We start from the raw sequence: 26152 nt of genomic DNA on the forward strand, positions 1-26152 counted from the left end.
CAAGACCACGACAAACCGCGTTTGATCTCGCTCAACCTCACATCGACAGGCCAGACTTACAGGTGTAAGGCCAGCGGTTATGACACAATCGCCTTACACTCCCCTGCTCGATCAGGTTGACACTCCCGACGACCTGCGCCGCCTCAAGCCCGAACAGCTCCGCCAGCTCGCCGACGAATTGCGCACCGAGATGATCGATGCGGTCAGCACCTCGGGCGGGCACCTCGGCTCGGGCCTCGGCGTGGTCGAGCTGACTGTTGCGATCCACTATGTCTTCAACACACCCGACGACAAGCTGGTGTGGGACGTGGGGCACCAGTGCTATCCGCACAAGATCATCACCGGCCGCCGCGACCGCATCCGTACCCTGCGCCAGGGCGGGGGCCTCAGCGGCTTCACCAAGCGGTCCGAGAGCGAATACGACCCCTTCGGCGCGGCGCACTCCTCGACCTCGATCTCGGCGGCGCTGGGCTTTGCCATCGCCAACAAGCTGCAGAACAAGCCGGGCCGCGGGATCGCGGTGATCGGTGACGGCTCGATGAGCGCCGGCATGGCCTACGAGGCGATGAACAACGCGGCCCAGGCGGGCAACCGGCTGATCGTGATCCTCAACGACAACGACATGTCGATCGCCCCGCCGGTAGGGGGGCTATCGGCCTATCTGGCGCGCATGGTGTCGTCCTCCGAATATCTCGGCATCCGCAGCCTCGCCTCGCGCGCCGTGAAGAAGATGAGCCGCCGCCTGCATGACACCATCGGCAAGGCCGAGGAATTCACCCGCGGCATGGTGACCGGCGGCACCCTGTTCGAGGAATTGGGCTTCTACTATGTCGGCCCGATCGACGGGCACAATCTCGACCACCTCCTGCCCGTGCTGGAGAACGTGCGGGACACCTCCGAAGGCCCGGTGCTGATCCATGTCGTGACCGAAAAGGGCAAGGGCTATGCCCCGGCGGAAAACTCGGCCGACAAGTATCACGGGGTCCCGAAGTTCAACGTCGTCACCGGCGAGAAGGCCAAGAGCGCGCCTTCCGCGCCCGCCTATCAGGACGTGTTCGGCCTGACGCTGGCCAAGCTCGCCGAGAGCGATGATCGCATCTGCGCGATCACCGCCGCCATGCCGAGCGGCACCGGGGTCGACAAGTTCGCCAAGGCGCACCCTGCCCGCACCTTCGATGTCGGCATTGCCGAACAGCACGCGGTGACCTTCGCGGCGGGCCTCGCGGCGGAAGGCATGCGGCCCTTCGCGGCGATCTATTCGACCTTCCTCCAGCGCGCTTACGACCAGGTGGTGCACGATGTGTGCATCCAGAACCTGCCCGTGCGCTTCGCCATCGACCGCGCGGGGCTGGTCGGCGCGGACGGCGCGACCCACGCCGGCTCCTTCGATATCACCTATCTCGCCACGCTCCCCAACATGGTGGTGATGGCCGCCGCCGACGAGGCCGAACTGGTCCACATGACCTACACCGCCGCCGAGTATGACGCGGGCCCCATCGCCTTCCGCTACCCGCGCGGCAACGGCACCGGCGTGCCGATGCCCGAGGTTCCGGTGAAGCTCGAAATCGGCAAGGGCCGGCTGGTGCGCGCCAACAAGAATGGGGGCAACAAGGTCGCGATCCTCTCGCTGGGCGCGCGCCTTGCCGAGGCGCTGAAGGCGGCCGACACGCTCGAGGCCAAGGGGCTTTCGACCACGGTTGCCGACCTGCGCTTTGCCAAGCCGCTCGATGAAGAGCTGATCGCCAGGCTGATGCGCACTCACGAGGTGATCGTCACGGTCGAGGAAGGCGCCATTGGCGGCCTCGGCGCGCATGTCCTGACCTTCGCGAGCGACGAGGGCCTGACCGACAACGGGTTGAAGGTGCGGACGCTGCGCCTGCCCGATACCTTCATCGATCACGACGATCCGGTGAAGCAGTATGACGAGGCAGGGCTGAACGCGCCGCAGATCCTCGACACCGTGCTGAAGGCCCTGAAGCACAACTCTGCCGGAATCGAGACGGGCGAAGAGGCGCGTGCCTGACGCGCCGCCGGAGAGCGCGCCCGAGGCTTTCGTGGCGCGCTACTCGGTTCCCAGGCTGCTGGTCTGGGTCGCCCTGTCAGCCGGGATGGGCGCGGCAGGCCTGTTCATGGCGGCGACCGGCGGCAGCACCTTCACCCTGCTGGTGGGGGGCGCTGGCGCGGTGTTCTTCGGCGGGATCGCCGCCATCCTCGCCTTGCGCCTGTCCGACCGGCGGCCGCAGGTGATCATCGACGGCAAGGGCCTCTACGTGCGCTCGCATGGCGAGAAACGCATCGCCCTGCGCTCGATCGAGACGATGCGCACCGACCAGCTCTCGCCGGACATGATCAAGCTTGCGATCTTCCTGTTCAAGCCCGCCAAATACCCGATCGAGACCCGCCACCGCCGCTTTATCTGGAAGCTGAACGGCGGCGGCGCGCGCGAATTCTTCGGCGATGTATGGATCTGGACGACCCACCTCGACCAGCCGGTGGACGCCGTGATCCGGGCGATCTGGGCGCACCGCCCCGCGACCGAATTCGACCGACGGATGTGGGCGCTCGAGGATGCGGCGCTGGCCATGGGCGAAGGCGCGCCCTAGACCCTAGCGCGTTCGGGTGACGGCGAGGCTGTCCGGATTGGCAGGCGGTTCGACCGGGGGCGCAGTTTCGGGCGGGGGTGCGGTTCCGGTTTCGGCCTTCAGCGCCTCCAGCTCCTCCAGCCACATCCGGTCGCGTTCCGAAATCGGCGCGCCCTTCAGCTGCGCGATGTCGCGGCGGCGCTGGGCGAGGTAGGTCTCGCGGCGCAGACGGTAGGGATCGTCCGAGGCGCGGATGCTGGCGATCTCCTCGTCGAAGGCGAGGCGCTGGTCGAGGCCGTTGATGAGGAAATAGGTCGCGGCATATTCGATCCGGTTGAAGGGATCGCCCACCGCCACCGGCAACAGCGCCTGATCGAGCGTGCTGCCGACCAGATCGCGCAGGCTCGTCGCGCCGGTCACGGGGAGGTAAAGGTAGGGTCCCGATCCGATGCCGTAGAAACCCATGGTGTTGGCAAACCCGTTGCGGCGATAGGGCAGGCCTGCGCGCTTTTCCGCGACATCGAACAGCCCGCCCACACCCAGCGTCGAATTGATCGCCAGCCGCCCGAGGGTCTCGGCTGCCTTGCCGACCTTGCCCTGCAACAGGAAGTTGAGGGCGACGCTCGGCTCGCCGAGGTTGCGCACCACATTGCCGAGGCCATCGCGCACCGGATCGGGCAGGGCATCGCGGTAGGCATTGGCGACCGGCTCGACCACCGCCGCATCGACCGCCTGCGTCACGCGGTAGCTTTCCTCGTTGATCGCCTCGGCCGGATCGCTCTTGGGCGGACCGACCTCGCCCTCGACGACGATCTCGCCGACCGGCGGCGCGCCATCGGGGGGCGGGGGCTGGTCTCGCGCTGCATCCTGTGCGGCGGCAAGGCTCCAGCCCAGCGGGAGCACGGCGCGCCGCTCGGGCGTCTCGGCTTCGCCGGCAAGGCTCCACACCCCGGGATCGAGCGCGATATGCGGCGGCGTGGCCGGATCGGCATCGGGCAAGGGGTAGCCGATCGCGGCGCTCATCAGCGCGGGCGAGGTCGCAAGCAGCACAAACCCGGGCATGGCATTCCTTTCTCCTGCGCCTTTGCCTCCCCGCCCGGGCGCGCGTCTTCCACGTTTCTTGCCCTTTACCCCTTCGACCTTTACGCCAGCTTGAACAGCCAACGATAGCCGCGAAAGACCCTCATGTCCCTGATCCAGATCACCCGCGAAGGCCCTGTCACGATCCTCACGCTCGACCGTGCCGAGAGCATGAACCCCCTCGGCGCGCCCGGCGATGGCGACGCGTTCGTCAGTGTCGCCAATGCGATCAACCGCGATATGGAGTGCCGCGTGGTGATCCTGACCGGCGCGGGCCGTGCCTTCAGCGCCGGGGGCGACATCAAGGCGATGCGCGACAAGACCGGCACCTTCGGCGGCACCACGCCGGCGATCTCGGACGGGTATCGCGACAATATCCACCTGATGCTGCGCGCCTTGTATGGCATCCGCGTGCCGGTGATCGCGGCGGTCAACGGCCCGGCGATCGGCCTGGGGTGCGATGTCGCCTGCCTCGCCGACATCCGCATCGCGTCGGAAGCCGCCAAGTTCGGGGTGACCTTCCTGAAGCTCGGGATCATTCCGGGCGATGGCGGCACCTGGATCCTGCCGCGCGTGATCGGGATGAGCCGCGCGGCCGAATTGTTCTACACCGGCGACGTGATCGACGCCGCGACCGCGAAGGACTGGGGCCTCGTCAGCCGCGTCGTGCCCGCCGATGCGCTGATGGACGAGGCGCGCGCGCTGGCGAACAGGATCGCGGCGCTCCCCCCGCATTCGCTGCGCCACACCAAGAACCTGCTGCGCCAGGGCCAGCAGACCTCCTACGACACCGCGCTCGAGCTTGCCGCGAACACGCAGGCGATGATGCACACCACCGCCGACCACGCCGAAGGCGTCGCCGCGCTGATCGAAAAGCGGGGCGCGGTGTTTACCGGAGAGTGATCGGGCCTCAGAGCACGTCCCGGCCAATCCGGACAAGGCGCTCGACACCCTCACCGCGCAGGTGCCCGCCGATCGGCGGGGCCGCAAGATCGCACTGCGCGATGCGGTGGAGGCCGGACCCGGCTACCCCCCGGCGATGTCGCGCAGCAAGGTGAGACGCTTCATCGGGCTGAACGCGCAATCGGCGCTCAGCCCAGCCACCGCCACACGCCCGCCGGGATGCCGGCCTGCCACAGGTGGAGCCAGGTTCCCGCAAGCCACAGCGCCGTGCTGAGCGCGAGCGGCACCGCGCCGACACGCGGCAGGGCGCCAAGGCGCGGCCAATAGGCCGTCTTGCCCGACCACTCGCCCCACGCCTCGCCCATCAGCGCGGCCTTCTTGCCATCCTGCAACCGCGCGCCGACCAGCGCCAGCGTGCCCATCGCAAGCGCGGTGATCATCGTCCGGGTGCTCCAGAACAGGATCAGGTGCGAGGCCGCCCACAGCCCGATCCCCCACATCATCGGGTGGCGGGTAACCCGGAAGACACCCTTGGGCTCGGCCCGCGCCTGCGTTTCCGCCATCGGCGTGGGGAGCGCGGGGTTGCCGATCAGCGATCCCGCCAGCAGCACCATGGCAAGCCATGTGAGCACGCTCGCCGCAATCCAGCCCGCCTCGCCCGAGCCCGGCAGGTCAGCCCCCGGGGCGAGCGCGAAGGCATGGGCGACCCAGCCGAGCGTCGCAAAGCTCACCGCCGTGTAAGCGAGCGTGAAGCCGCCTGCCCCCAGGGCCTTGACCATCGGCGCCCGCAAGGGGTGCGACATGGCGAAGTGCGAGCCGACGAAAGCGGCATTGGCCGCAGCGAGCGTGATGAGTTTGGCGTCCATGCTGTCTCCCCCGATGGAAGGGGAGACTAGCCGCCGATGCGCACCAATTCCACCTTGAACAGAAGCGTCGCATTGCCCGGGATCGGCCCGCGCCCGATCGGCCCGTAGGCAAGATCGGCGGGGATCGCGATCTCGATGATCTCGCCCACGCCCATATTCGGAATGGCGATCTGCCAGCCCGGCACCAGCCGGGCGAGCGGGAAGGTGGCAGGAGCCCCGCGCGCATAGGAGCTGTCGAACACCGTCCCGTCGATGAGCTTGCCCTCGTAATGCACGCTCACCACGTCCGAGACCTTGGGCCTTGCCTCGGCGGCGAGATATTTCACCCACCGCCAGCGCAGGCCGTCCTCGGCGGCATACCAGCCGTCCTCGGCCTTGAGGGCGAGCAGGTAGAGCTGCTGCTGCGCATGCCACGCGGGGTTCTGGGCGTCGGGACCGGCGGGGCGATCCTGCGCGGCGGCTGGTGCGGCAGCAGCGAGGAGCGCGGCTGCCGTCAACAGGGCTGCTCCCCGCATCACCAGTCGTAGGCCTCGGGCCGCTGGCTCTCGTCGAGCGTCCGGTAACGGTCACGCAGGCGGCTCTGGTGGCTGGTGAGGTCCTGCCTGATCCCGCCGATGAAGACCTGGGTGGGCACCGCGCCCGCTTCGAGCGGGTCCTCGCTCCAGATCACCACATCGCCGAAAGCGCCGGGCTTCAGCACCCCCGCCTTGCCGCCCATCCCGCTGATCTCGGCCGGGACCGAACTGATCGCGGCGAAGGCCTGCCCCCAGCTCATCCCCGCCGCACCCGGGATCCGGTTGAGCGCGACGAGATTGCCCGCCACCTGCTGCAAGCGGCGCGGGTTCTGGAGCGAATCGGCGTTGATCGCGACCTTCACGCCTGCGCGCATCATGCGCCCGGCATTGGACTGGGTCGCGCCCAATTGCTCGAAGGTCTCGGGCAGATCGTTGAGGCCGTGGGCGATCACCAGCACCCTGGCGGCGGCGATCTCGCCGGCCACCAGCCAGCCCTCGGCGGCGCCCACCAGCACCAGATCGAGGCTCGCGAATTCCCCCTTCAGCGCCAGTGCGGCGCGGATGTCGGAGGCGCGCTCGGCGGCGACGTAGAGCTTCTGCTTGCCCGTCACCACCGGCACCAGCGCCTCGGCATCGAAGCGGCTGAGGAGGACCTCGTCGTCCTTGACGATCTCGGTGGTCTGGGGCGTGCCGGTCTTGCCGGCGAGCGCCTGCGCCTCGCGCAAGCCTGCGCGCAGCAGCGCGTGGGCGGCCGAGCGGCTGCCGCCGGCAAGCCGCGCGCCATTCTCGCCGAGGTCGACCATCTGGAACGCGCGCGGCTGCACCACCGGCCTCGCATCGCCATCAAGGTCGATGATCGCGCCCTGGCCGGCAAAGATCGATCCGGTCGGCGCGGTGGTGGTGCCCGCGCGGGTGATCCCGGCGGCGCGGTGGACGAGGATGTGCTGCGAGACCGGATTGATCGCGGCGGCGGCATCGAGGCTGGCGCTGAACGGCGAGGCGGCGGCGCGCGAATCCTCGGTCTCGCTCACCGCCGAGACATCCGAAAGGCCGAGCGTCGTCACCGTCGCGAAGATGCCGGGGGTGACATAGGCGCCCTTGGCATCCACCGGCGTGCCGCCGCCCGCAGGGGCGCCGCTTGCCGGGCCCGCATAGACCACCTTGCCGCCGGTCACGACCACCGTGCCGCCCTCGACCGGGTCGCTGCCATCGCCGATCACGACGCGGGCGTTGGTGATGGTCACGTCCTGCGCCATGGCAGGCGCGGCGGCGGAGAGGGCCAGAGCGCTGGCCGCGAGGGTCAGAAGCCGCTTCACTTCACATCTCCTTCACCGGGCTGGCCGAGCTCGAAATCGCTCACCGGACGCGTCTTGGGGTTCAATGCATCGAACATCAGCGCACCGTCGATCCACACCTTTTCGGGCCGCGAATAGACCGACAGCGGATCGCCGTTCCACAGCACCACATCGGCCATCTTGCCGGTCTCGAGGCTGCCGGTCATCGTCTCGAGGCCCATCGCCTTGGCGGGGTTGTAGGTCAGCCAGCCGATCACCGTCGCATCGGGAATGTCGATCCCCAGCCGCTGCCCGGCGGCCTGCGCCTTGGCGGCCTCCTGGTTCAAACGCTGGATATCGTTCGCGTCGTCCGAATGGATCACCACGCAGGCGCCCTCGCGCTGGAGGAAGGCGGCGTTCTCGAGGATCCCGTCATAGCTTTCCATCTTGAAGCCGTACCAGTCGGCCCAGATCGCGGCGCACACGTCGTTTTCGCGCAGCAGATCGCCGATCTTGTAGGCTTCGACCGCGTGGTGGAAGGCGGCGACCTTGTAGCCCATCTCCTTGGCCATATCGAGCACCAGCGCCATCTCGTCGGCGCGGTAGCAGTGGTTCTGGATCAGGATCTCGCCCTTCAGAACGCCCACCAGCGTCTCCTTGGCAAGGTCGCGCTTGGCCTTCTTGTCATTGGCATAGTCGATCGCGGCGAGCCACGTCTCGCGGTTGACCGCAAGGTTGCCCATGCGGGTCGAGGGCATCCGCCCGCGATCGCCATAGACGCGCTTGGGGTTCTCCCCGCAGGCCATCTTCATCGAATAGGGCGCGCCGGGGAACTTCATCCCCTGCATGGTGCGCGCGGGCACGTTCTTCAATGTCACCGAGCGCCCGCCCATGAGGTTCGCCGAGCCGGGGAGGATCTGGAGGCTCGTGATCCCGCCATTGGCCAGCGCGCGGCTGAAACCGGGGTCCTGCGGCCAGACCGAGTGTTCGGCCCAGACCTCGGGCGTGGTCGGCGCGGTCGCCTCGTTGCCGTCACCGTGAGCGTCCACACCGGGCGAGGGATAATTGCCGAGGTGCGAGTGGATGTCGATGATGCCGGGCGTGACGAACTTGCCCGCGCCGTCGAACACCGCGATGTCGGCGGGGATCGGCGTGTCGGGGCCGCCGACCGCGACGATCTTGCCGCCCGACATGAACACGACGCCGTTCTCGATTCGCTTTCCGCGCCCGTCATAGACCGTCGCGCCCCGGATCGCGGTGGCGACGCCGGGATAGGGCTTGTAGGTCGAGGGGAAGACCGGATCGCCCGCCTTGATCGCGGCGAAGGCGGGGGCTTCGGCAGCCTCCTCGTCCTTCTTCTTGCGGTCCTTCGCTTCGGCCACCGTGGCCCCCGCGATCAGCGCCAGCGCGCTCGCCAGGGTAACCAGCGCGCTTGCCCGGGCGCGCCACTTTGTTTCTCGATACATGCAAACCTCGCGTTATTCCGCTCCACTTGCTTTGGAACGGAAAACGCGAGGTTTGTCTATCCTGCTGGACGAATTTAGCGTCCGCCGAGGGTTACTCGGCCGGGCGCGCAGTCGCCGGGGCGTCGCCGAAAACGTCGTCGATCTGCGCCTGCATGCTGTCATCGCGCAGCGTATCGAGGTGCATCAGCTTGCGGATCAGCGGGCTGATCACCAGCACGCCGATGCCGACCGCGATCGCGATCCAGCCGATCTGGCTGTAGACGCCGAGCACCACCTCCTTGCCCGCACCCTCGCCCGAGGCCGCTTCCGAACCCGTCGCCGCCGCGATCAGCCCGGCGGCAAAGTTGCCGGTGGCCGAAGCGAAGAACCAGGTGCCCATGATGAGCGAGGCCATGTGCGCAGGCGCCAGACGGTTCATCGCCGAAAGGCCCACAGGGCTCAAACACAGCTCGCCGGTGGTGTGGAGCAGGTAGATGAGGAAGATGAAGACGACCGGGGTCATCTCGCCGGTCGCCGCGCCTGCCACCAGCACGAGGAAGCCCCCGCCCAGCTGCATCAGCGCAAGGCCGAACTTGGCCGGCGCGCTGGGTTCCAGACCCTTCTTGCCGAGCCATGTCCACAAGGTGGCGAAGACCGGCGCGAGCGCGACGATGTAGAAGGCGTTGATCGACTGGAAGGTCGAAGCGGGCACGCCCGCGCGGTCGACATAGCGATCGGTGTAAAGGTTGAGGCTGGAGCCCGCCTGTTCGAACAGCGCCCAGAACAGGATCGAGCCGACAATCAGGAACATCGCGGCAAAGATCCGGTCACGGTCTTCGGCCGGAAGCTTCACCACCGCGGTGAACAGGACGTAAGCCACCAGCGCCGCACCTGCGAGGCCAAGCAGCGTGCCCACCACCGACTGGTTCTGCACCATCCACCAGCACACGCCGACCGCCAGGATGCCGATGGCGTAGATGCCCCATTCAAGGCCCTTGGACAGCGCGATCGGCGCCTCGCCGCGGCCCAGCAGCAGCGGCTTGAACACGGTGAAGACGACAAGGCCGAGCAGCATCCCGAAGCCCGCCGCGCCGAAACCGTAGGACCAGCCGTAGGTCTCGCCCAGATAGCCGCACAGCAGCGAGCCGAGGAACGCGCCCAGATTGATGCCCATGTAGAAGATCGTGTAGGCCCCGTCGCGCCGCACATCGGTGCGCGGGTAAAGCTGGCCGACGATCACCGAGATGTTCGCCTTCAAAAAGCCCGAGCCGACGATGATGAAGGCGAGCGCCAGCCAGAAGATGTTGAGGCTCGCCGCGTCCTGCCCGCCATTGCCCTCGAAGCCCATCAGGAAATGGCCGAAGGTCAAGAGCACCGCGCCATAGGTCACGGCCTTCCTCTGGCCGAGATACTTGTCGGCGAGATAGCCGCCGAGCACCGGGGTGATGTAGACCAGCGCGGTATAGGCGCCGTAGATCACGCCCGCCTGCGCATCGTCGAACAGCCAGTGCTTGGTGAGGTAGAAGATCAACAGCGCCCGCATGCCGTAGTAGGAGAAACGCTCCCACATCTCGGCGAAGAACAGGACGAACAGACCCTTGGGGTGGCCGAGGATCGTCCCGGCGCTGTCCCCGTGCGGAAGCTCTAGTGAAGCCATGCTTGTTTGAATCCCTGAAGTGCGCCCCTCTCGCAGGCGCGGTCCCATGGGCGCGCACCCTAGCGCGTGTTTCACTTGTGTGAAGGGTGCAATTGACCGCGGCTGAATGCGCCGCGCTGCCGTGCGGTCGACCCCGGCCCGCCAACAGACGGGCCGCGAGCGCACGCGCGCGAGCCGCAGGTGCCCCGCAGCGCAGCGAAGGGAACCGCACCGAGGACGGGGGCGCGCAAGGCGGGCACACAGACACGGACCCCGCAAGGCGCTCCCGCGCCTTGACCGCATGGCTGTATTATGGCACTGATGCACCCCATGAGCGCGCACCCCAATCGTCCCGTCTATCTGAAGCTGCGCGACCAGATTGCCGCGGCGATCATCGACGGGGCCTATCCGGAAGGCGCGATGCTGCCTTCGGTGCGGGCGCTCGCGGCCGAACAGGGGGCCAATCCGCTGACCGTCGCCAAGGCCTACCAGCAGTTCCAGAACGACGGGCTTGTCGAAGTGCAGCGCGGGGTCGGCATGTATGTCGTGCGCGGCGCGGCCGAACGCCTGCGCGCCGCCGAGCGCGAGGCTTTCCTGCGCGAGGAATGGCCCGAAATCCGCAGCCGGATGGCGCGGCTGGGGCTCGATCCGGCGGATCTTGTGATCGTCTCCTGACAAATTCCTAACTTACATCCCTGTAGGTTGCGCTTCATCCCGCAATGTGACACTTTGCATGCAATTTCAGGCGGCGGGATTGCATAACTCGCATGCCTGGGATTAAAGGGGCAGCCTCACGGGTCGGAGGCGAGTAAGAGAAACGACGGGGTAACCCGCATAGCGGCGTCAGCATGGTCGGGCCGTGCGTGGCGTCGGGAGATCGGTATGATCAGATCCGAATTGTTGCAGGAATTGCACAAGGACAACCCAGACCTGCGCGCTGACGAGATCGAGCAGGTGGTGGACATCTTCTTCGACGAGATAGCGCAGCGGCTCGCCGAGGGCGGCCGGGTGGAACTGCGCGGCTTCGGCGCGTTCTCGACCCGCGAGCGCGAGGCGAGAAGCGGCCGCAACCCGCGCACCGGCGAGACGGTGGACGTCCCGGAAAAGCGTGTGCCCTATTTCAAGGCCGGCAAGGAAATCCGCGAGCGGTTGAACAAGTAGGGGGAGAGTTGCTGTTCTGCGTGCCCGCCTCCGCGGGCACGTCCTCGGCGCCGTTCCCTCCCCCCGGCTCAAGGCCGGGGTCCGGGGCGCCTGCGGGCGGCCTTGCGGCCCGTCCGTTGGCGGGCCGAGTCAGCGCGACTCTTACGGTAAGGCACTGATTTCGGTTGCGTAGCAACCGCGAGCGCACGCGCGCGAGCCGCAGGTGCCCCGTAGCGCAGCGAAGGGAACAGCGCCGAGGACGCTCGCCCGGAGGGGCGAGCGCAAAGCAAATTACGCCGCCAGCCCCGGCACCGGCAATTCGCGCTCGATGCCGAGCGCGGTGAAGACGAGGTCGGTGAGACGCTCGGCCCCGCCGCTCAGGCTCATGTCGACCGGCAGCATGCCGAGTGCCGCCATCGCGCCCGCCTGGGCGCCCCCCGGCACGGCGATGATCCGCGTCATCGTCGGCGCGCGGGTCTCGACCAGCGGGGTGAGCTCGCGCGAGACATCGGTCGCCCCGGTCGCGATCACCAGCACCTGGCGGCGGTCCATCCCGATCGCGTCCCAGCTGCGCGGATCGGCGGGGTTGGCGCGGTGGACGTGGTAGCCGTCGGCGAGCGCCATCTGGAAGCGGTCGTGATCGGGCTCCAAGGCGAGGTATTCCACCGTGTTGAAGGCGAGCGCATCGGCGAGCGCGCGGCCCGCCGCGGTCATGCCGATGATGACGACCTGCGCATCGTGACCTGCCATCTTGGTGTCGGGCGGGCCCTGCCGCAGGCGGCCGGCGAGCCTGCGCCCGAGGTTGGAGACAAAGGGCGTCGCGGCAAGGCTGATCGCGATCGCGGTGACCATGGCGGAAACCAGCCGCGGTTCGGCCAGCCCGGCGACGGCGGGCAGCGCCAGCAGCACCAGCGTGAATTCGCTCCCCTGCCCGAGCAGGAAGCCCAGCTGGATCGAGCCCGGCACCGACCAGCGGTTGAGCATCGCCGCCGCGACGTTGAAGGCGCATTTGAGCGCGATCACCCCCACCGTCATCGCCACCACCAGCTGCCAGTCGCGGGCGAGCTGCGCGGGGTCGATGCCGAGGCCGACCGAGATGAAGAAGAAGCTCATGAACAGCCCGCGGAAGGCGTCGATCTCGGTCTGCACGAGGATGCGGTAGCGCGAATCCGCGACCGCCATGCCGCCAAGGAACGCACCCAGCGTCAGCGAGAGCCCCGCCATCCCCGTCGCCCACCCGGCGGCAAGCGCGATGAACAGCGCCGTGGCGGTATAGACCTCGGTGGTGCCCGCGCGGGCGATGAGGCCGAACAGCGGCTCGGTCAGGAACCGCGCGAAGAGCACCGCGATGGCGAAAGCGGCGAGCGCCTTGGCCCCGGCGATCCCCAGTGCGGGAGCCAGAGCGCCCCCGCTCGCCAGCGCGCCGGCGGTGACCAGCAGCAGGATCGCGGCGATATCCTGGAAGATCAGGATCGATTGCGCGGCGCGGCCCACCGGGCAGTCCTCCTGCCCCCGCTCGCGGATCAGGCCGATGACCACGGCGGTGGAGGACAGCCCCATCCCGAAGCCCGCGATCACCGCGAACATCGGCGGCAGGCCCAGCGCCCAGAACAGCGCGGCGAAGGCGCCGCCTGCGACCACCATCTGCAAGCTGCCGAAGCCGAAGATGTTGCCCGCCTCGGCGCGGATGCGGCCCAACGAGAAGTGCAGGCCGAGGTTGAACAGCAGGAGCATCACCCCCGCCTCGGCCATCGCGGCGACCACCGATCCGCTGAAATCCCCCGCCATCCCCAGCGCCGACAGACCGAGGCCCATGCCGAGATAGCCGACGATCGGATTGAGCCGCAGCGCCCGGCTGCCCAGCGCCGCGGCAATGCCGAGCCCGAGCAGCGTGATCGCCGGCTGGATCGTTGCGACCACCGAATGCGCGTCTGTCACTTCGCCCGCCATCACGCGCCCCGCTTCGAGAAGAGTGGTCCTGACTGCCGAAATGGGGCTTTGCAGCGGCGCTGGCAAGCGCGCGCGGCGGGCTCTGGCCATGGCATGGGGGTTTGTGGCAAGGCGCAAGCCATGCGGGCGTGGCGGAATGGTAGACGCCGGGGACTTAAAATCCCCCGATCCTCGATCGTGCGGGTTCGAGTCCCGCCGCCCGCACCACAGGCGCCTTCCGTCAGACACCCCCGTTCGCCATTATCTCGCCCTTAACGCCTTCCTGCGTAATCCTTGTGCGAAGCGTGGGGCCGGACCGTCTTGCGCATGTCTCGCCAGTGCCAGGACCAGGGGCTGTCGGGTTGGGACAACAGGCATGGAACCAGCGAGCGAGCAAGCGCGCCTCGAACCTCTACCGGAACAGCCCTGCGCCGAACAGCGGGTCGCGCCGCGCTTCACGCTGCTGATCCGGGCGGCCAAGCTGGTCTCGGCCCAGGGCGAGTTCGTGTGCGTGATCCGCGACGTGTCGGAGACCGGCGTCAGCGTGCGCCTGTTCCACGCCCTGCCCTCGTGCAAGGAGTTCGCGCTGCACATGCCGGCGGGCGCGGTCTACGAAATCGCGCGGGTCTGGAACAAGGGCAACGAGGCAGGCTTCACCTTCGCCGACAATGTCGAGGTCGAAAAGCTCGTCAACGAATCGACAGAGTATCCCAAGCGCGGCCTCCGGCTCGGGCTGTGCTTCCCGGTGACGGTGAGGATGCTCGCCGGGCAATTCGAGGCGATGGTCGAGAATTTCTCCCAGCAGGGCGCGCGGCTGAGCTGCGACCGGCTGCTGGCGATCGACCAGAACGTGCGCATCGGCATCCCTTCGCCGGGCGGCGGCAAACCGCGCGAGGTGCGCGCGAAAGTGCGCTGGCGGCGCGACCAGCATTACGGCGTGGTGTTCGACGACACCTTCACGCTCGGCGATTTCGCACGGCTTGCCGCGCTGCTCCAGGCCCCGGCGCTGCTCGAAGAGACCGCCGCGCCCGCCTCTGCCGCCTAGGCCGGCACGAATTTGAGCGCCGCGCCATTGATGCAGTGGCGCTTGCCGGTCGGCTTTGGCCCATCCCCGAAGATATGGCCGAGATGCCCGCCGCAATCGGCGCAGTGCACCTCGGTGCGCGGGTAGCCGATCAGGTAGTCGGTGCTGGTGCCGACCGCCCCCTTGTCGATCGCCTGCCAGAAGCTCGGCCAGCCGGTGCCGCTGTCATACTTGGTCGCCGAGGAATAGAGCGCATTGCTGCACGCGGCGCACACGAAGGTTCCTTTCCGCTTTTCCTTGTTGAGGGCCGAGGTGAAGGCACGTTCGGTCCCGGCCTCGCGCAGCACGTAATACTGGTCGCGGGTCAGCAGCTTCTTCCACTCGGCATCGGGGCGGCCCTTGGGATAGCTCTTGGCCGCAGCGGGCGAGGCGCCGCAGGCGCTGACGAAGGGCAGCATCGCGCCGATCGCGGCGCTGGCGGTCAGCAGGCGGCGGCGGCTGAGGACGATGAGGCGCATGGCAGTCTCCCAAGGTGGCGGGCACGCCGCCCGCTCCCCCCTGTTACGTCGAAAACGCCCCGCAGGTTTCAGCACGCTCAGAAAGTGGTGATCTCGACCTCGAGCTTGCGGAAGCCGTGGACGAAGTTGGCGCGCACCCGCTCGACATCGCCCGCGACATGCACCCGCATCCGGCGCTTGTGCAACTCTTCGAGCAGCACGCGCAGCTGGAGTTCGGCAAGCCGCGCGCCGACGCAGCGGTGGATGCCGTAGCCGAAGGCGAGGTGGCGGCGCGCGTTCTCGCGGGTGATGTCGAGCTTGTCGGGGTTTGCGAAAACCTCCTCGTCGCGGTTGGCGCTGATATACCACAGCACCACCTTGTCGCCCGCCTTGATGGTCTGGCCGAACACCTCGGTATCTTGCGTGCAGGTGCGGCGCATGTGGGCGAGCGGCACCTGCATGCGCAGGATTTCCTGCACCGCATTGGGGATCAGCTCGGGATTTTCCTCGTAGGCCTTGCGCTGGTCGGGGAACTTGTCGAGCGCGTGGATGATCCCGCTCATGGTGTTGCGGGTGGTGTCGTTCCCGCCGACGATCAGCAGCACCAGATTGCCCATGAATTCCTCCGGGCTCATCTGGTTCATCGCGGGCGAGTGGATCATCATCGAGATGAGATCGCTGCCCGGCTCCTTGTCCATGGTGCGATCGATCCACAGGGTCTGGAAATAGGCCGCCATTTCCTGGAGGATGCCCCAGCGCACTTCATCGAGCGCGCGGATCGAGCCGAGTTCAGTATCGCCCGCCCAGTCGGACCAGAAGGTCAGCAAGCGGCGGTCTTCCCAGGGGAAACCGAAAAGGATCGCGAGCATGCCGGTGGTCAGCTCGATCGAGACGGTATCGACCCAGTCGAAGACTTCGCCGCGCGGCAGGCGGTCGAGCACCTCGCCGGTCCGCTGGCGGATCTCGGCCTCCATGTCGGTCATCGCCGAGGGCGTGAACTTGGGCGCGACGGTGCGGCGCTGGCCGGTGTGCTGCGGGCGGTCCATGGCGATGAACATCGGCAGCTCGCGGCGCTCGATGTTGCTGGCCGCCAGCTCCTCTTCCGAAAGGCGGTTGAGGATCGTGATCCCGCCGTGCTCCCAGCTCGACGAGAAGGTTTCGGGCAGGGCCTCGATATGCTGGATCGCCTTGTGGCCTACAATCGCCCAATAGGGGCCGAAGGGGCTTTCGGGGATCCAGTGGAGCTGGCCTGCCTTGCGCATCTCGGCGAAGACCGGCTGCCACCTGTCCTCGAAATAGATGTCCGAACGGCTGACATCCCAGGGGTGGGAATGCTTGAGGCGTTCCTCGGGATGCTCGGCGAAGTGGGCCTTCAGCGCATCGTAGGAGGAAGGCTCGCGGCGCACTTGCGGGCGCTGAATTCCGGGCGGGGTGGGGGCGATGGTGGCCATGTCTGTCTCCCGTCGGGCGGCATCTTCAAGGTGCGCCGCTCCGTGATGAGTCGCAGTCTGACGCAACTGACACGGATGTCAATATGGGTTGCGATACGGGACCTTTTCGGCGCTTTCCTACAAGGCGCCGGCCTGACATGATCGCGGGGATGAGGCGCCCTGTCCCCTTCCCCCCGAGCCGCCCGAGGCGCAGCGCGGGGGGGTGCATCCCGGAGCCGGTTTTCGCTCCCAGGACAGTGTCTCATGTGTCTCCTACACGCGGCCTGCGGGGGTGCGCGTTTCGCCCAGCGGCTCAGGCGGGGGTGCGCAGGCCCTTGGCGCGCTTCTCGCGCCCCGCCCCGCCGGACTTCATGACCCGTTTGCGGAACAGCAGCGAGCCCGCCTTGACGATCCCCACCACCGCCAGCGCCTGCCAGCCGAGCGCGAGGGCGTGGGTCCACAGCTGCGGCTCCATCGCCGCGCGGGCGAGCATCGCGAAGGGCGAGGACAGCGGGAAGGCGATCGCGGCCATCTCCATCCCCGATCCGGGCTGGTTGATGGTGTATGCAGCCAGGAAGAACACCATCAGCTGGAGCATGGTGACCGGCATCGAGAGCGTCTGCACCTCGCGCACCGAGCTCGCCATCGACCCGATCGTCAGGAACAGCGCGCCGAGCAGGAGATAGGCCATCGCAAAGTAGAGGATGCCGAGCAGGACGAACAGCGGCCAGCCGACCGCGGGTGCGGGCAGGTTCGCGATGTCGAAGCCGGTGACGCGGGTGATGACCTCGCCCGCTCCGCCGAACAGGACGAAGCCCGCGGTGCCCCACACCGCAATGCCCACGAAGGAGACCGCCAGCATCGCGAACAGCTTGCCCAAGAACACCGCGTCCATGGGGATGGCGGCAGCAAGGATCTCGATGATCTTGTTGGCCTTCTCCTCGACGAGGTTGGAGAGCACCATGCCGGCGAGCAGCATGGTCAGCAGGAACAGCAGCATCTGCGCGATCTGGGCGGTCTGGATGCGGGTGGTGCGCTCGTCGGCGGCACTGGTCGCGACGAGGTCGGCGCTGACCGCGGGGAAGGCGGCAGGCTCGGCGGCGAGGGTGTGGCCGGCGATCAGGCCGACCGGGCCCTGCCAGCGGGCGATCTGCCCCTCGGTGCCGACCAGCTTGGGAAACTGCGGCGTGCCGGTGAGGATCGCGGCGTAGTTGCCCTGGCGCGCCTCCATGAAGGCCCGCGCGTCGAAGACGGGATCGGCGGCGGCCTGGGGGACGGGAGTGAGCCGCGGGAGCGCAAAGGGCAGCTGCGGGGCAAGGCGCTCACCCGCGGCGACCATCCTCGCGGTGTCCTCGGCGCTCATCGCGACGCCGACTTCGTAGGAGACGGCCTCGCGCTGGACCTCGCCGCCGATCGAGCCGGCCAGCCCGCCGACGATGACGGGGAACAGCGGGCCGAGCAGGAAGAACAGGAAGGCACGGGAGAACAGCACCGCCACGAAGTCGCGGCGGGCGATGACCCAGGCGGCCTCCATGGCCGAAAGGCGGGGGCGGATCACGGTGTCGATCATGCGCCCGTCTCCTCGCTGTCGGCGGCAAGCTGGCGCGCGGCGGCCTCGCCCGCGATGGCGACGAAGGCGTCGTGCAAGCCAGCGCGCTCGATCGAGAGCGAGAGGATCCCCGCCTCGCCTTCGATCAGCCCCTTGAGGAGCGGCTCGATGCCGCTCTCGGGCAGCGGGAAGTGGAAGAAGTCGCCATTGCGGCGGGTCTCGGGCGGGAGAGCGGCAAGCCACGCGCCCTCGCGCGCGCGGGTCTCGAGCCGGACCTGCGCCGGGATGCGGTCGCGCGCCGCCTCGACGCTGCCGGCGTATGGCACCTTGCCCCCGGCGATGATCGCCACGCCCTCGCACAGGCGCTCGGCATGGTGGATGACGTGGGTGGAGAAGATCACCGTGACGCCGTCGTCGGCGAGCGCGCGGATCATCATCTCGAGCTTGCCCTGGTTGATCGCATCGAGGCCCGAGAAGGGCTCGTCGAGCACCACCAGCCGGGGTTCGTGGACCAGCGTGCCGAGCAGCTGGACGGTCTGGGCCATGCCCTTGGAAAGCTGGCGGATCTGGCGATCTGCCGCGTGGGCGAGGCCGTGACGTTCAAGCAGCGCCACGGCGCGCTTGCGGCCCTCCTTCAAGGGCAGGCCCCGCAATGCGCCCATGAAGGCGATCGCCTCGATGCACTTCATCGAGGGGTAGAGCCCGCGCTCTTCGGGCAGGTAGCCGATCAGCCGGCCGATGTCGTGCGGGCGGTCATGTCCGAACACACGGCGCACGCCCGCGTCGGGGTCGATGATGCCGAGCAGCATCCGCAAGGTCGTGGTCTTGCCCGCGCCATTGGGGCCGAGAATCCCGTAGATCGCGCCCTCGGGCACCGAGATGTCGACCCCGTCCACCGCGCGTGTGCCGTCAAAGCTCTTGACCAGCCCGCGCGCCTCGATTGCGAGCGGACGGCCATCGGCCGGAACGGCGCTGAAGCGCGCCCCCTGAATGTCCGGCCTGTCATTGCCCGCCGCCATATGATCGCTTACCGCCATGTCCATGGCATACGCGGTTAGCGGACAGGATTAAACGGGAGCCTCTCCAGACATGGTTAATGCCCCCGCAACTCTTGCCGCCAGGGTGCACGCGCAGGCGCTTGGTCAGGGCTTCGCGGTGTGCGGGTTCGCTTCGGCCGCCGAAGACCCGCTGCGCTCGGAGCGCCTCGAGCAGTGGCTGGGCGAAGGGCACCACGGGTCGATGGAGTGGATGCAGGCGCGCCGCGATCACCGCCGCTCGCCGCAGGGGCTGTGGCCCGAGGCGAAGAGCGTCATCGCATTGGGCATGAGTTACGCCCCGGCGCATGATCCGCTGGCGCTGGAGGGCTCGCAAGCCCACGCGCGCATCTCGGTCTATGCGCAAGGCAGGGACTACCACGATGTGGTAAAGAAGCGCCTGAAGGCGCTCGCCCGCTGGCTGGTGGAAGAGGTTCCGGGCGCCGGTGTGAAAGTCTTTGTCGATACCGCGCCGGTGATGGAAAAGCCGCTCGGCGAGGCGGCAGGGATCGGCTGGCAGGGCAAGCACACCAACCTCGTCAGCCCCACCCACGGCAGCTGGCTGTTCCTGGGCGCGATCTACACCACCCTCGATCTGGCCCCGGCCGAGCCGCACCGCGACCAATGCGGGAGCTGCCGCGCCTGTCTCGACGCCTGCCCGACGGGCGCCTTCCCCGCGCCCTACCGCCTCGATGCACGGCGCTGCATTTCCTACCTCACCATCGAGCACAAGGGGCCGGTGGACGAGGACCTGCGCGCCGGGATCGGCAACCGCATCTATGGCTGCGACGATTGCCTTGCGGTGTGCCCGTGGAACAAGTTTGCTTCGCAAGCGCAGGCTTGCCGCGAATTCCTCCCCCGCGCCGAACTGGTCGCCCCGCGGCCGGGCGAGTTGCTGGCGCTGGACGATGCGGGCTTCCGCGCGCTGTTTGCGGGCTCGCCGATCAAGCGCATCGGGCGCGACCGGTTTGTGCGCAACTGCCTCTATGCGGCGGGCAATAGCGGGAACCGGGCGCTGGCGGCCCAGGTCGAGGCGCTCACCCTCGACCCCGATCCGGTGGTGGCCGATGCGGCCGCTTGGGCGCTCGCGCGGCTCAGATCAGATCCTTGAGCGCCACCTCGGGATCGGCCAGCAGCGCCGGGTCGATCCGGCCGCAGCCGCTTTCCAGCAGCTTCCTTGCCTGGACATAGTCCTTCATCGTCCCCACGCAGTCGAACGCGATCGGCTTTCCGCCTTTCAGATAGACCACGGTGAACTTGCGGCTGTCGGGATCGCCGCGCACCAGAGTCTGGTCGAAGCCGAGACTGAGCCCTGCGGTCTGGAGCTTGAGGTCATACTGGTTCGACCAGAACCACGGCAGCGCGTGATAGGGCTCCTTCTCGCCCATGATCGCGCGGGCGACCGTATTCGCCATGTCGTGCGCGTTCTGGACCGATTCGAGGCGGATCACCGCGCCATCGGCGAAAGGGTTGGCGTGCGCGGCGCAGTCGCCGATCGCGTAGATATCGTCGAGCGTGGTGCGACAGCAGAAATCGACATCGACGCCGTTCGATCCGGCCGCCCCGGCCGCGATCAGCGGCGCGACCGCAGGCACGATGCCGATGCCGACGATCACCATGTCGCAGGGCACCTCCTCACCGCTGTCGAGGCGGACGCCGGTGACCTTGCCCTCGGCCTCGCCCAGCACCGCATGGACGCCGGCCCCGAGCCGGATGTCGACGCCCTGGCGGCGGTGCTCATGGGCGTAGAAGTCCGACAGCGCCTCGCCGGCCACCCGCGCGAGCAGGCGGGGGAGCATTTCGACCAGCACCACCTCGCACCCCAACTTGCGCAGCACCGCCGCCGCTTCCAGCCCGATATAGCCGCCGCCGATCACCACCGCGCGGCTGGCCCCGTCCGCCAGCGCCTGCATCATCGCATCGGCATCGCGCTTGTCGCGGACGTAGAACACTTGCCGAAGCACCGCGCCGGGCACCGGCAGCCGGCGCGGATCGCCGCCGCCCGACCAGATCAGCTTGCGATAGGTCACCCGCCCGCCGTCCGACAGGCTCAGCGTGCGCCGCACCGGATCGATCGCGGTCACCGCAGCGCCGAGGCGCAATGCAATGTCCTTTTCCGCCCAGAATTTTTCCGGCCGGATCATGATCCGTTCGAAGCCCTTGTCCCCGGCGAGATACTCCTTGGACAGCGGAGGGCGCTCGTAGGGGGGCGCATCGTCACGGCCGATCATCATGATCGAACCCTCGTGCCCGTGCTGGCGCAAGGCGATCGCCGCCTGCGCCCCGCCATGGCCGGTGCCGACGATCACGACGTCGGCGTGATCGGGCGCGTGGCTGTGATTGGATACCATGACCTGTCTTGTGCCCCTCCGGCTGGTTGCGGCCCTTGATGTGGCGCAAATTGCCGGAGGGTCAAGCTGGAGGATTGGATACCGGCGCTTACCGCTCCAGCAGATTGCGCGCCTGGGCGGCGATCTGCGCGAGCATCGCCGCGCCCACCGGGGGGCGGGCCTGGGCACGGGCGACGAGCTTGCGGAACTGGGCGACGCCCTGGTGGTTGCGCTCCGTCCATTCGGCGACAGCCCCGCGCGGGTCGGCCCCGTCTGCCTTGGCCCCGCCATCGCCGCGCATCAGCCGCCGCAGGAACTCGATCCGCATCTGCTGGAAATCGCGCGCCAATCCCGAGATCAAAAGACGCTCCCACACGTCGGAGGGGCTCATGTGCGCCGCCGTGCCCTGCGCCCAGTCGAGGCCCAGGGCGGTGCCGATATCGGTGAAGGCGTGGGTCAGGAGCCGCGGCTCGATCCCGCCGCTGCGCGCAGCCTGCGCAAGGCCCACCGCGCCGTCGAAATCGAACAGCCCGGCGACCTGCCCCGCCAGCCCCTCGGGCGCGCCGATGCCGACAAAGCCGTCACGCAAGGCCCTGGAGCGCGCGCGCGGTTCCTCGGTGAGCAGCTCCTCGCGGGCCCCCACCAGCGCGGTCACGCCGGTCGCGAGGGCCTCGATCATCGCGCCGGCTGCGACCTTGCCCGCAGCGGTGCGCAGCACGTCGCTCATCAGATTGCCGACCGCGGCCGCAAGCCGGTCGAACAGGGCGAGGCGCGCGGTTTCGGGCATGGCGGCACCTTCGAGATCGCGCCACAGCGCCTCGAGGCCGAACAGGCGCTCTGTGACCACGAAGGCCGCCGCGACCTCGGCAAGGCCCACGCCCTCTTCCTCGGCGAGTTCGAACGGATGGACCATGCCCAGCCGGTTGACGATGCGGTTGGAGAGGCTCGTCGCGATCATCTCGCGCCGCAGCCGGTGGCCCCTGATCTCGGCCGCGAAGGTTTTGCGCATCGCCGCCGGGAAGCGCGCGAGCAGCAGGGGTTCGAGCACCGGATCATCGGGCAGATCGCTCGCCTCGATCGCCGCTTGCAGCGCGAGCTTGGCCGAAGACAGCAGCACCGCGAGCTCGGGGCGGGTCAGCCCCTGGCCATCGGCAGCGCGGCGCACCAGCGCCTCGCCCTCGGCCAGACCCTCGGTGCGGCGGTCGAAATCGCCGACCTCTTCCAGCCGCTCGATCAGGCGGACATAGGCAGGGATCGCACCCGCCCCCCCGCTCTCGGCGATGGACAGCGCGAGCGCCTGCAACCGGTTGTCCTCCAGCACCAGCGCGGCGACATCGTCGGTCATCGCGGCGAGCAGCGTGTTGCGCTTCTTGTCGGAGAGCTTGCCGCTGTTGGTCGCGGCGGCGAGCGCGATCTTGATGTTGACCTCGTTGTCCGAGCAGTCGACCCCGGCGGAATTGTCGATGAAGTCGGTGTTGATCCGCCCCCCCGCCAGCGAGAAGGCGATGCGCGCGGCCTGGGTGACGCCAAGGTTCGCGCCCTCGCCGATCACGCGGGCGCGCACTTCGGTGGCGTCGACGCGCAGGCCGTCATTGGCCGGATCGCCGACCTGGATGTGACTTTCGGCCGGGGCCTTCACATAGGTGCCGATCCCGCCGAACCACAGGAGGTCGACCGGCGCACGCAGGATCGCGGAGATCAGCGCCTCGGGCTCGATTTCCCCCTTCTTGCCAAGAACGTCGTCAATGCCGATGGCCTCGCGCGCCTGTTTCGACAGCTTGATCACCTTGGCAGTGCGCGGGAACACGCCGCCGCCCATGGAAATCAACGCCTTGTCGTAATCCTCCCAGCTCGAGCGGGGGAGCGCGAACATCCGGGCACGCTCCTTCCAGCTGGCGAGCGGATCGGGCGCGGGGTCGATGAAGATATGGCGGTGATCGAAGGCGGCGACGAGCTTCAGCGCCTTCGACAGCAGCATCCCGTTGCCGAACACGTCGCCCGACATGTCGCCGCAGCCCGCAACGCGCACCGGCTGCGTCTGCACGTCGATGCCCATCTCGCGGAAGTGGCGCTGGACGCTCACCCACGCGCCGCGCGCGGTGATGCCCATCGCCTTGTGGTCGTAGCCGTTCGAGCCGCCGCTCGCGAAGGCATCGTCGAGCCAGAAGTCGCGGGTTTGGGCGATGCCGTTGGCGATGTCCGAGAAGGTCGCGGTGCCCTTATCGGCGGCGACCACGAAATAGGGGTCCTCTGCGTCCAGCGCGCGCACGCATTCGGGATGCACGACGCGGCCCGCGGCGATGTTGTCGGTGGCCGACAGCAGCGTGCGGATGAAGATTTCATAGGCCGCGCGGCCCTCCGCCGCCCAGCCCTCGCGGTCGATGGCGGGATTGGGAAGTTGCTTGGGATAGAACCCGCCCTTGGCCCCGGTCGGCACGATCACCGCGTTCTTGACCCGCTGGGCCTTCATCAGCCCGAGGATCTCGGTGCGGAAGTCGTCGCGCCGGTCGGACCACCTCAGGCCCCCACGCGCCACCGCGCCCGAACGCAGGTGGATGCCCTCCACGCGGGCGCTGTAGACGAAGATCTCGCGCCACGGCAGCGGCTTGGGGAGGCCCGGGACCAGATGGCTGTCGAGCTTGAAGGCCAGCGCCTCGGCGGCGGCGGGGGCGAAGGCGTTGGTGCGCAGCACCGCGCCCAACACCGCGCGGTAGAGCCTGAGCAGCCGGTCGTCATTGATCGCCGTCACCTTCGCAAGACCGCGGGTGAAGGCGTTCTGCGCCGCGGCCATGGCCTCATCGCGGTTGCCCGCAAAGGCGGGATTGTGGCGCGCCTCGAACAGGTCGATCATCGCGGCCGTCACCTGCGGCGCGGCGGCGAGGGCATCGACCACGGTGTAGATGGTGTAGGCAAGGCCCGTCTGGCGCAGGTAGCGATAGACCGCGCGCAGCCAGTTCGCCTCGCGCGGGAGGAGGCCCGCGGCGGGGACGAGGCGGTTGAAGGGATCATCCTCCGCCGCGCCGTTGAGCACGTCCGCCAGCGCCGCCTCGATCAGCGCGGCGCGTTCGAGCAGCGCCCCGGCATCGCGCCCGGCCGGGAGGGTCAGCAGGAATTCGTGGATCGAGCCGAGCCCTGCATCGGTCAGATAGGTCGGCACTTCGGCGAGCACCCGGAAGCCGAAATTCTCGAAGGCGGGGACCACGTCCGACAGGGCCAGCGCGCCGCGGGTATGGTAGACCTTCAACCGCAGCGTATCGGCCCCGTCACCTGCAAGGCGGTAGAGCCGCACCGCGCGCTCGGAAGCGCGGGCGATGGCGGCGTCGGCCTCGGACAGGGTCAGCGTCCGCAGCTTGGCGATGTCGCGCGCGGCCTCTTCGGGGCCATAGGCGAGGCGGTAGCCGGTCGGGAAGGCCGGCGCATAGCGCGCGGCGAGCGCGGCGGCGCGGCCGTCATCTTCATGCGAGGCAAGGTGGGCGGCGACCGCCTCGTTCCAGCCGCGCAGCAGATCGGCAAGCTGGGCCTCGATCGCGGCATCGTCAGGGAGGTTCGCCGAGGCGCGCACGTCGATCAGGAAGCGCAGCAGGGCGAGGGTCGAGCTTTCGATCTCGAGGCTCCAGTCGAGCAGCTTTGCACCCGGTGCGGCGAGCAGCATCGCCTGAATCTGCATCCTGACGTCGGTGTTCATATGGTCGCGCGGCAGCCACACGAAGGCGAAGAGGTGCCGCTCGAGCGTCGCGCGGACCATGATGACACGCGGGCGCGGGCGGTCGATCAGCGCCATCTTGGCGGTGACAAGATCGGCGACGCGCTCCGGATCGAAGGCGGTGAGGAGATCGTTGGGGAGCGAGGTGAAGGCGTGGACCAGTGCCTTGCCGTTGTGGCCCGCAGGGTCAAAGCCGAGCCGCGCGGCAATATCGGCAACCATCTCCCGCAGCACCGGAACCTCGCCCGGGCGCGCATTCATCGCCGCGCTGGTCCACAGCCCGGCATGGATCGAGAGCGCGGCGATCCTGCCCTTTTCGCGAACCGGCACGATGAACAGGTCGAGCGGGCTGGTGCGGTGGACGCGCGACTGAACGTTGCTCTTGATCGCCAGCATCGCCTTGGGGCTGCCGGCCTTTTCTGCCGCATCGAACCATTCGAAGGCGCGGGCGAAGGAAATGTCGGCGAGCAGATCGGGCGAGGAGGCGCGGCAAATGCCGAGGCGCGCTTCGGTGCTGCCGTCGCGGCGGCGGGTCATGTGGCCCAGTTGGGTGAGCATCCCGCCCCCCAGCCAGCCGAGCAGCGCGCCGGCTTCGGCATCGAGCGCTCCGGCCGCTGCGGCATCGGCGGCCATCGCTGCCTGCATGTGCGGCCAGTCGGCGACCGCGGCGTGGACATCGCCGAGCGTCGCTTCGAGCGCCTCGATCAGCTCGCGCCGCTGGCGGGCATCGACGCGCGGGGTCTCGATATAGATCAGCGATTCGCGTTGTCCGGGTTGTTTGGTGCCCGACGTGCCGAGAGCCGTGATCGTGCCTTGCGCGTCGCGCTCCACAGGCACCACCGGGTGCAGCAGGCGGTCGATGCCGAGCCCCTGCGCCGAAATCGTCGCCGCGAGCGAATCGACCAGGAAGGGCTGGTCGTCGTTGATGATCGCGATGCGCAGATGGCGCCGCGCGCCGCTGGTGGATTCGAGCTGGACGATGGGCTCGCCCGCGCGGCGAGTCGCGGCGGCGGCGAGCAGCCAGCCGGCCGCCTCGTCCAGGACCGCCTTGTCGGCGCCCGCATCGCCAGGCAGCAACGAGGCTTCGAGCGCGACCCGCAAGGCCTTGACGAGCGCTTTTGCTGGCGCGGCGGCGACGGTCTTCGATGCCATGATCGGCTCCTGCTCCTGCGGATCCGGCCTTGAGCGACTGTAATTTTATTATGCCGGATTGTT

At 68.4% G+C, this 26152-nt stretch carries 20 protein-coding genes and 1 tRNA gene; 8 read left to right on the forward strand and 13 right to left on the reverse strand.

The window, feature by feature from the left end; genetic code table 11:
• Positions 1-79 precede the first annotated feature (79 nt).
• Positions 80-2023, forward strand: a complete 1944-nt coding sequence (gene dxs, locus D620_RS0103885; protein WP_017664480.1) for a 1-deoxy-D-xylulose-5-phosphate synthase — start codon at positions 80-82, stop codon at positions 2021-2023.
• Positions 2016-2603: a hypothetical protein gene (locus D620_RS0103890; RefSeq protein ID WP_017664481.1), complete on the forward strand. Its 588-nt coding sequence runs from the start codon at positions 2016-2018 to the stop codon at positions 2601-2603. Before dxs ends, D620_RS0103890 begins: the two co-directional genes overlap by 8 nt.
• A gap of 3 nt (positions 2604-2606) precedes the next feature.
• Here the strand turns inward: D620_RS0103890 and D620_RS15690 are convergent, their stop codons facing one another.
• Positions 2607-3644, reverse strand: a complete 1038-nt coding sequence (locus D620_RS15690; RefSeq protein WP_017664482.1) for a VacJ family lipoprotein — start codon at positions 3642-3644, stop codon at positions 2607-2609.
• A 123-nt stretch (positions 3645-3767) separates the two neighbouring features.
• On the opposite strand from D620_RS15690, the gene D620_RS0103900 reads away from it, so the two are divergent.
• Positions 3768-4565: a crotonase/enoyl-CoA hydratase family protein gene (locus D620_RS0103900; protein WP_017664483.1), complete on the forward strand. Its 798-nt coding sequence runs from the start codon at positions 3768-3770 to the stop codon at positions 4563-4565.
• A gap of 188 nt (positions 4566-4753) precedes the next feature.
• Here D620_RS0103900 and D620_RS0103905 read toward each other — a convergent pair whose 3' ends face one another.
• The 5 genes from D620_RS0103905 to D620_RS0103925 all read right to left on the reverse strand — a co-directional run bounded on the left by D620_RS0103905 (position 4754) and on the right by D620_RS0103925 (position 10322).
• The gene (locus D620_RS0103905; protein ID WP_017664484.1) at positions 4754-5431 is read right to left on the reverse strand and encodes an NnrU family protein; all 678 of its coding nucleotides are present in this window, start codon (positions 5429-5431) and stop codon (positions 4754-4756) included.
• Between the two features lie 26 nt (positions 5432-5457).
• On the reverse strand, positions 5458-5928 hold the full coding sequence (locus tag D620_RS0103910) for an FKBP-type peptidyl-prolyl cis-trans isomerase (RefSeq protein WP_017664485.1): 471 nt from the start codon (positions 5926-5928) through the stop codon (positions 5458-5460).
• A 17-nt stretch (positions 5929-5945) separates the two neighbouring features.
• Positions 5946-7262, reverse strand: coding sequence for an amidohydrolase family protein (locus D620_RS0103915; RefSeq protein ID WP_017664486.1), 1317 nt, complete (start codon positions 7260-7262; stop codon positions 5946-5948).
• Positions 7259-8686 carry an amidohydrolase gene (locus tag D620_RS0103920; protein ID WP_017664487.1) on the reverse strand — a complete coding sequence of 476 codons (1428 nt, stop codon included), beginning with the start codon at positions 8684-8686 and terminating at the stop codon, positions 7259-7261. Before D620_RS0103920 ends, D620_RS0103915 begins: the two co-directional genes overlap by 4 nt.
• Before the next feature lie 91 nt (positions 8687-8777).
• Positions 8778-10322, reverse strand: coding sequence for a peptide MFS transporter (locus tag D620_RS0103925; RefSeq protein WP_017664488.1), 1545 nt, complete (start codon positions 10320-10322; stop codon positions 8778-8780).
• A gap of 309 nt (positions 10323-10631) precedes the next feature.
• Between D620_RS0103925 and D620_RS0103930 the strand changes: the two genes are divergently transcribed.
• Together D620_RS0103930 and D620_RS0103935 are read left to right on the forward strand one after the other, a co-directional pair.
• Positions 10632-10976 (forward strand): GntR family transcriptional regulator, encoded by a 345-nt coding sequence (locus tag D620_RS0103930; protein ID WP_233991958.1) that lies wholly within the window; start codon positions 10632-10634, stop codon positions 10974-10976.
• Positions 10977-11183: 207 nt separating this feature from the next.
• Positions 11184-11462: an integration host factor subunit beta gene (locus D620_RS0103935; RefSeq protein ID WP_017664490.1), complete on the forward strand. Its 279-nt coding sequence runs from the start codon at positions 11184-11186 to the stop codon at positions 11460-11462.
• A gap of 270 nt (positions 11463-11732) precedes the next feature.
• On the opposite strand, the gene D620_RS0103940 is transcribed toward D620_RS0103935, so the two are convergent.
• Complete coding sequence (locus D620_RS0103940; RefSeq protein ID WP_233991960.1) at positions 11733-13481, reverse strand: cation:proton antiporter; 1749 nt, start codon at positions 13479-13481, stop codon at positions 11733-11735.
• 32 nt (positions 13482-13513) lie between these two features.
• Between D620_RS0103940 and D620_RS0103945 the strand changes: the two genes are divergently transcribed.
• A tRNA-Leu gene (locus D620_RS0103945) sits at positions 13514-13598 on the forward strand.
• 148 nt (positions 13599-13746) lie between these two features.
• Positions 13747-14415 carry a PilZ domain-containing protein gene (locus D620_RS0103950; RefSeq protein WP_017664492.1) on the forward strand — a complete coding sequence of 223 codons (669 nt, stop codon included), beginning with the start codon at positions 13747-13749 and terminating at the stop codon, positions 14413-14415.
• On the opposite strand, the gene msrB is transcribed toward D620_RS0103950, so the two are convergent.
• The 4 genes from msrB to D620_RS0103970 all read right to left on the reverse strand — a co-directional run bounded on the left by msrB (position 14412) and on the right by D620_RS0103970 (position 18913).
• Complete coding sequence (gene msrB / locus D620_RS0103955; protein ID WP_017664493.1) at positions 14412-14912, reverse strand: peptide-methionine (R)-S-oxide reductase MsrB; 501 nt, start codon at positions 14910-14912, stop codon at positions 14412-14414. The two genes, D620_RS0103950 and msrB, sit on opposite strands and share 4 nt — an antisense overlap.
• A 77-nt stretch (positions 14913-14989) precedes the next feature.
• On the reverse strand, positions 14990-16342 hold the full coding sequence (locus D620_RS0103960; protein WP_017664494.1) for a cytochrome P450: 1353 nt from the start codon (positions 16340-16342) through the stop codon (positions 14990-14992).
• A gap of 292 nt (positions 16343-16634) precedes the next feature.
• Entirely contained in the window at positions 16635-17891 is a 1257-nt protein-coding gene (locus D620_RS0103965) for an ABC transporter permease (RefSeq protein WP_017664495.1), read from the reverse strand.
• Entirely contained in the window at positions 17888-18913 is a 1026-nt protein-coding gene (locus D620_RS0103970; RefSeq protein ID WP_017664496.1) for an ABC transporter ATP-binding protein, read from the reverse strand. Before D620_RS0103970 ends, D620_RS0103965 begins: the two co-directional genes overlap by 4 nt.
• A 46-nt stretch (positions 18914-18959) precedes the next feature.
• Between D620_RS0103970 and queG the strand changes: the two genes are divergently transcribed.
• Positions 18960-20015: a tRNA epoxyqueuosine(34) reductase QueG gene (queG, locus tag D620_RS0103975; protein ID WP_026091926.1), complete on the forward strand. Its 1056-nt coding sequence runs from the start codon at positions 18960-18962 to the stop codon at positions 20013-20015.
• Here queG and D620_RS0103980 read toward each other — a convergent pair.
• Positions 19999-21255 (reverse strand): NAD(P)/FAD-dependent oxidoreductase, encoded by a 1257-nt coding sequence (locus D620_RS0103980; protein ID WP_017664498.1) that lies wholly within the window; start codon positions 21253-21255, stop codon positions 19999-20001. The genes queG and D620_RS0103980 overlap by 17 nt on opposite strands.
• 88 nt (positions 21256-21343) lie before the next feature.
• Positions 21344-26089 (reverse strand): NAD-glutamate dehydrogenase domain-containing protein, encoded by a 4746-nt coding sequence (locus D620_RS0103985; protein ID WP_017664499.1) that lies wholly within the window; start codon positions 26087-26089, stop codon positions 21344-21346.
• Positions 26090-26152 lie beyond the last annotated feature (63 nt).

Origin of the sequence: Porphyrobacter sp. AAP82 (assembly GCF_000331285.1) — a bacterium.
Taxonomy (GTDB): domain Bacteria; phylum Pseudomonadota; class Alphaproteobacteria; order Sphingomonadales; family Sphingomonadaceae; genus Erythrobacter.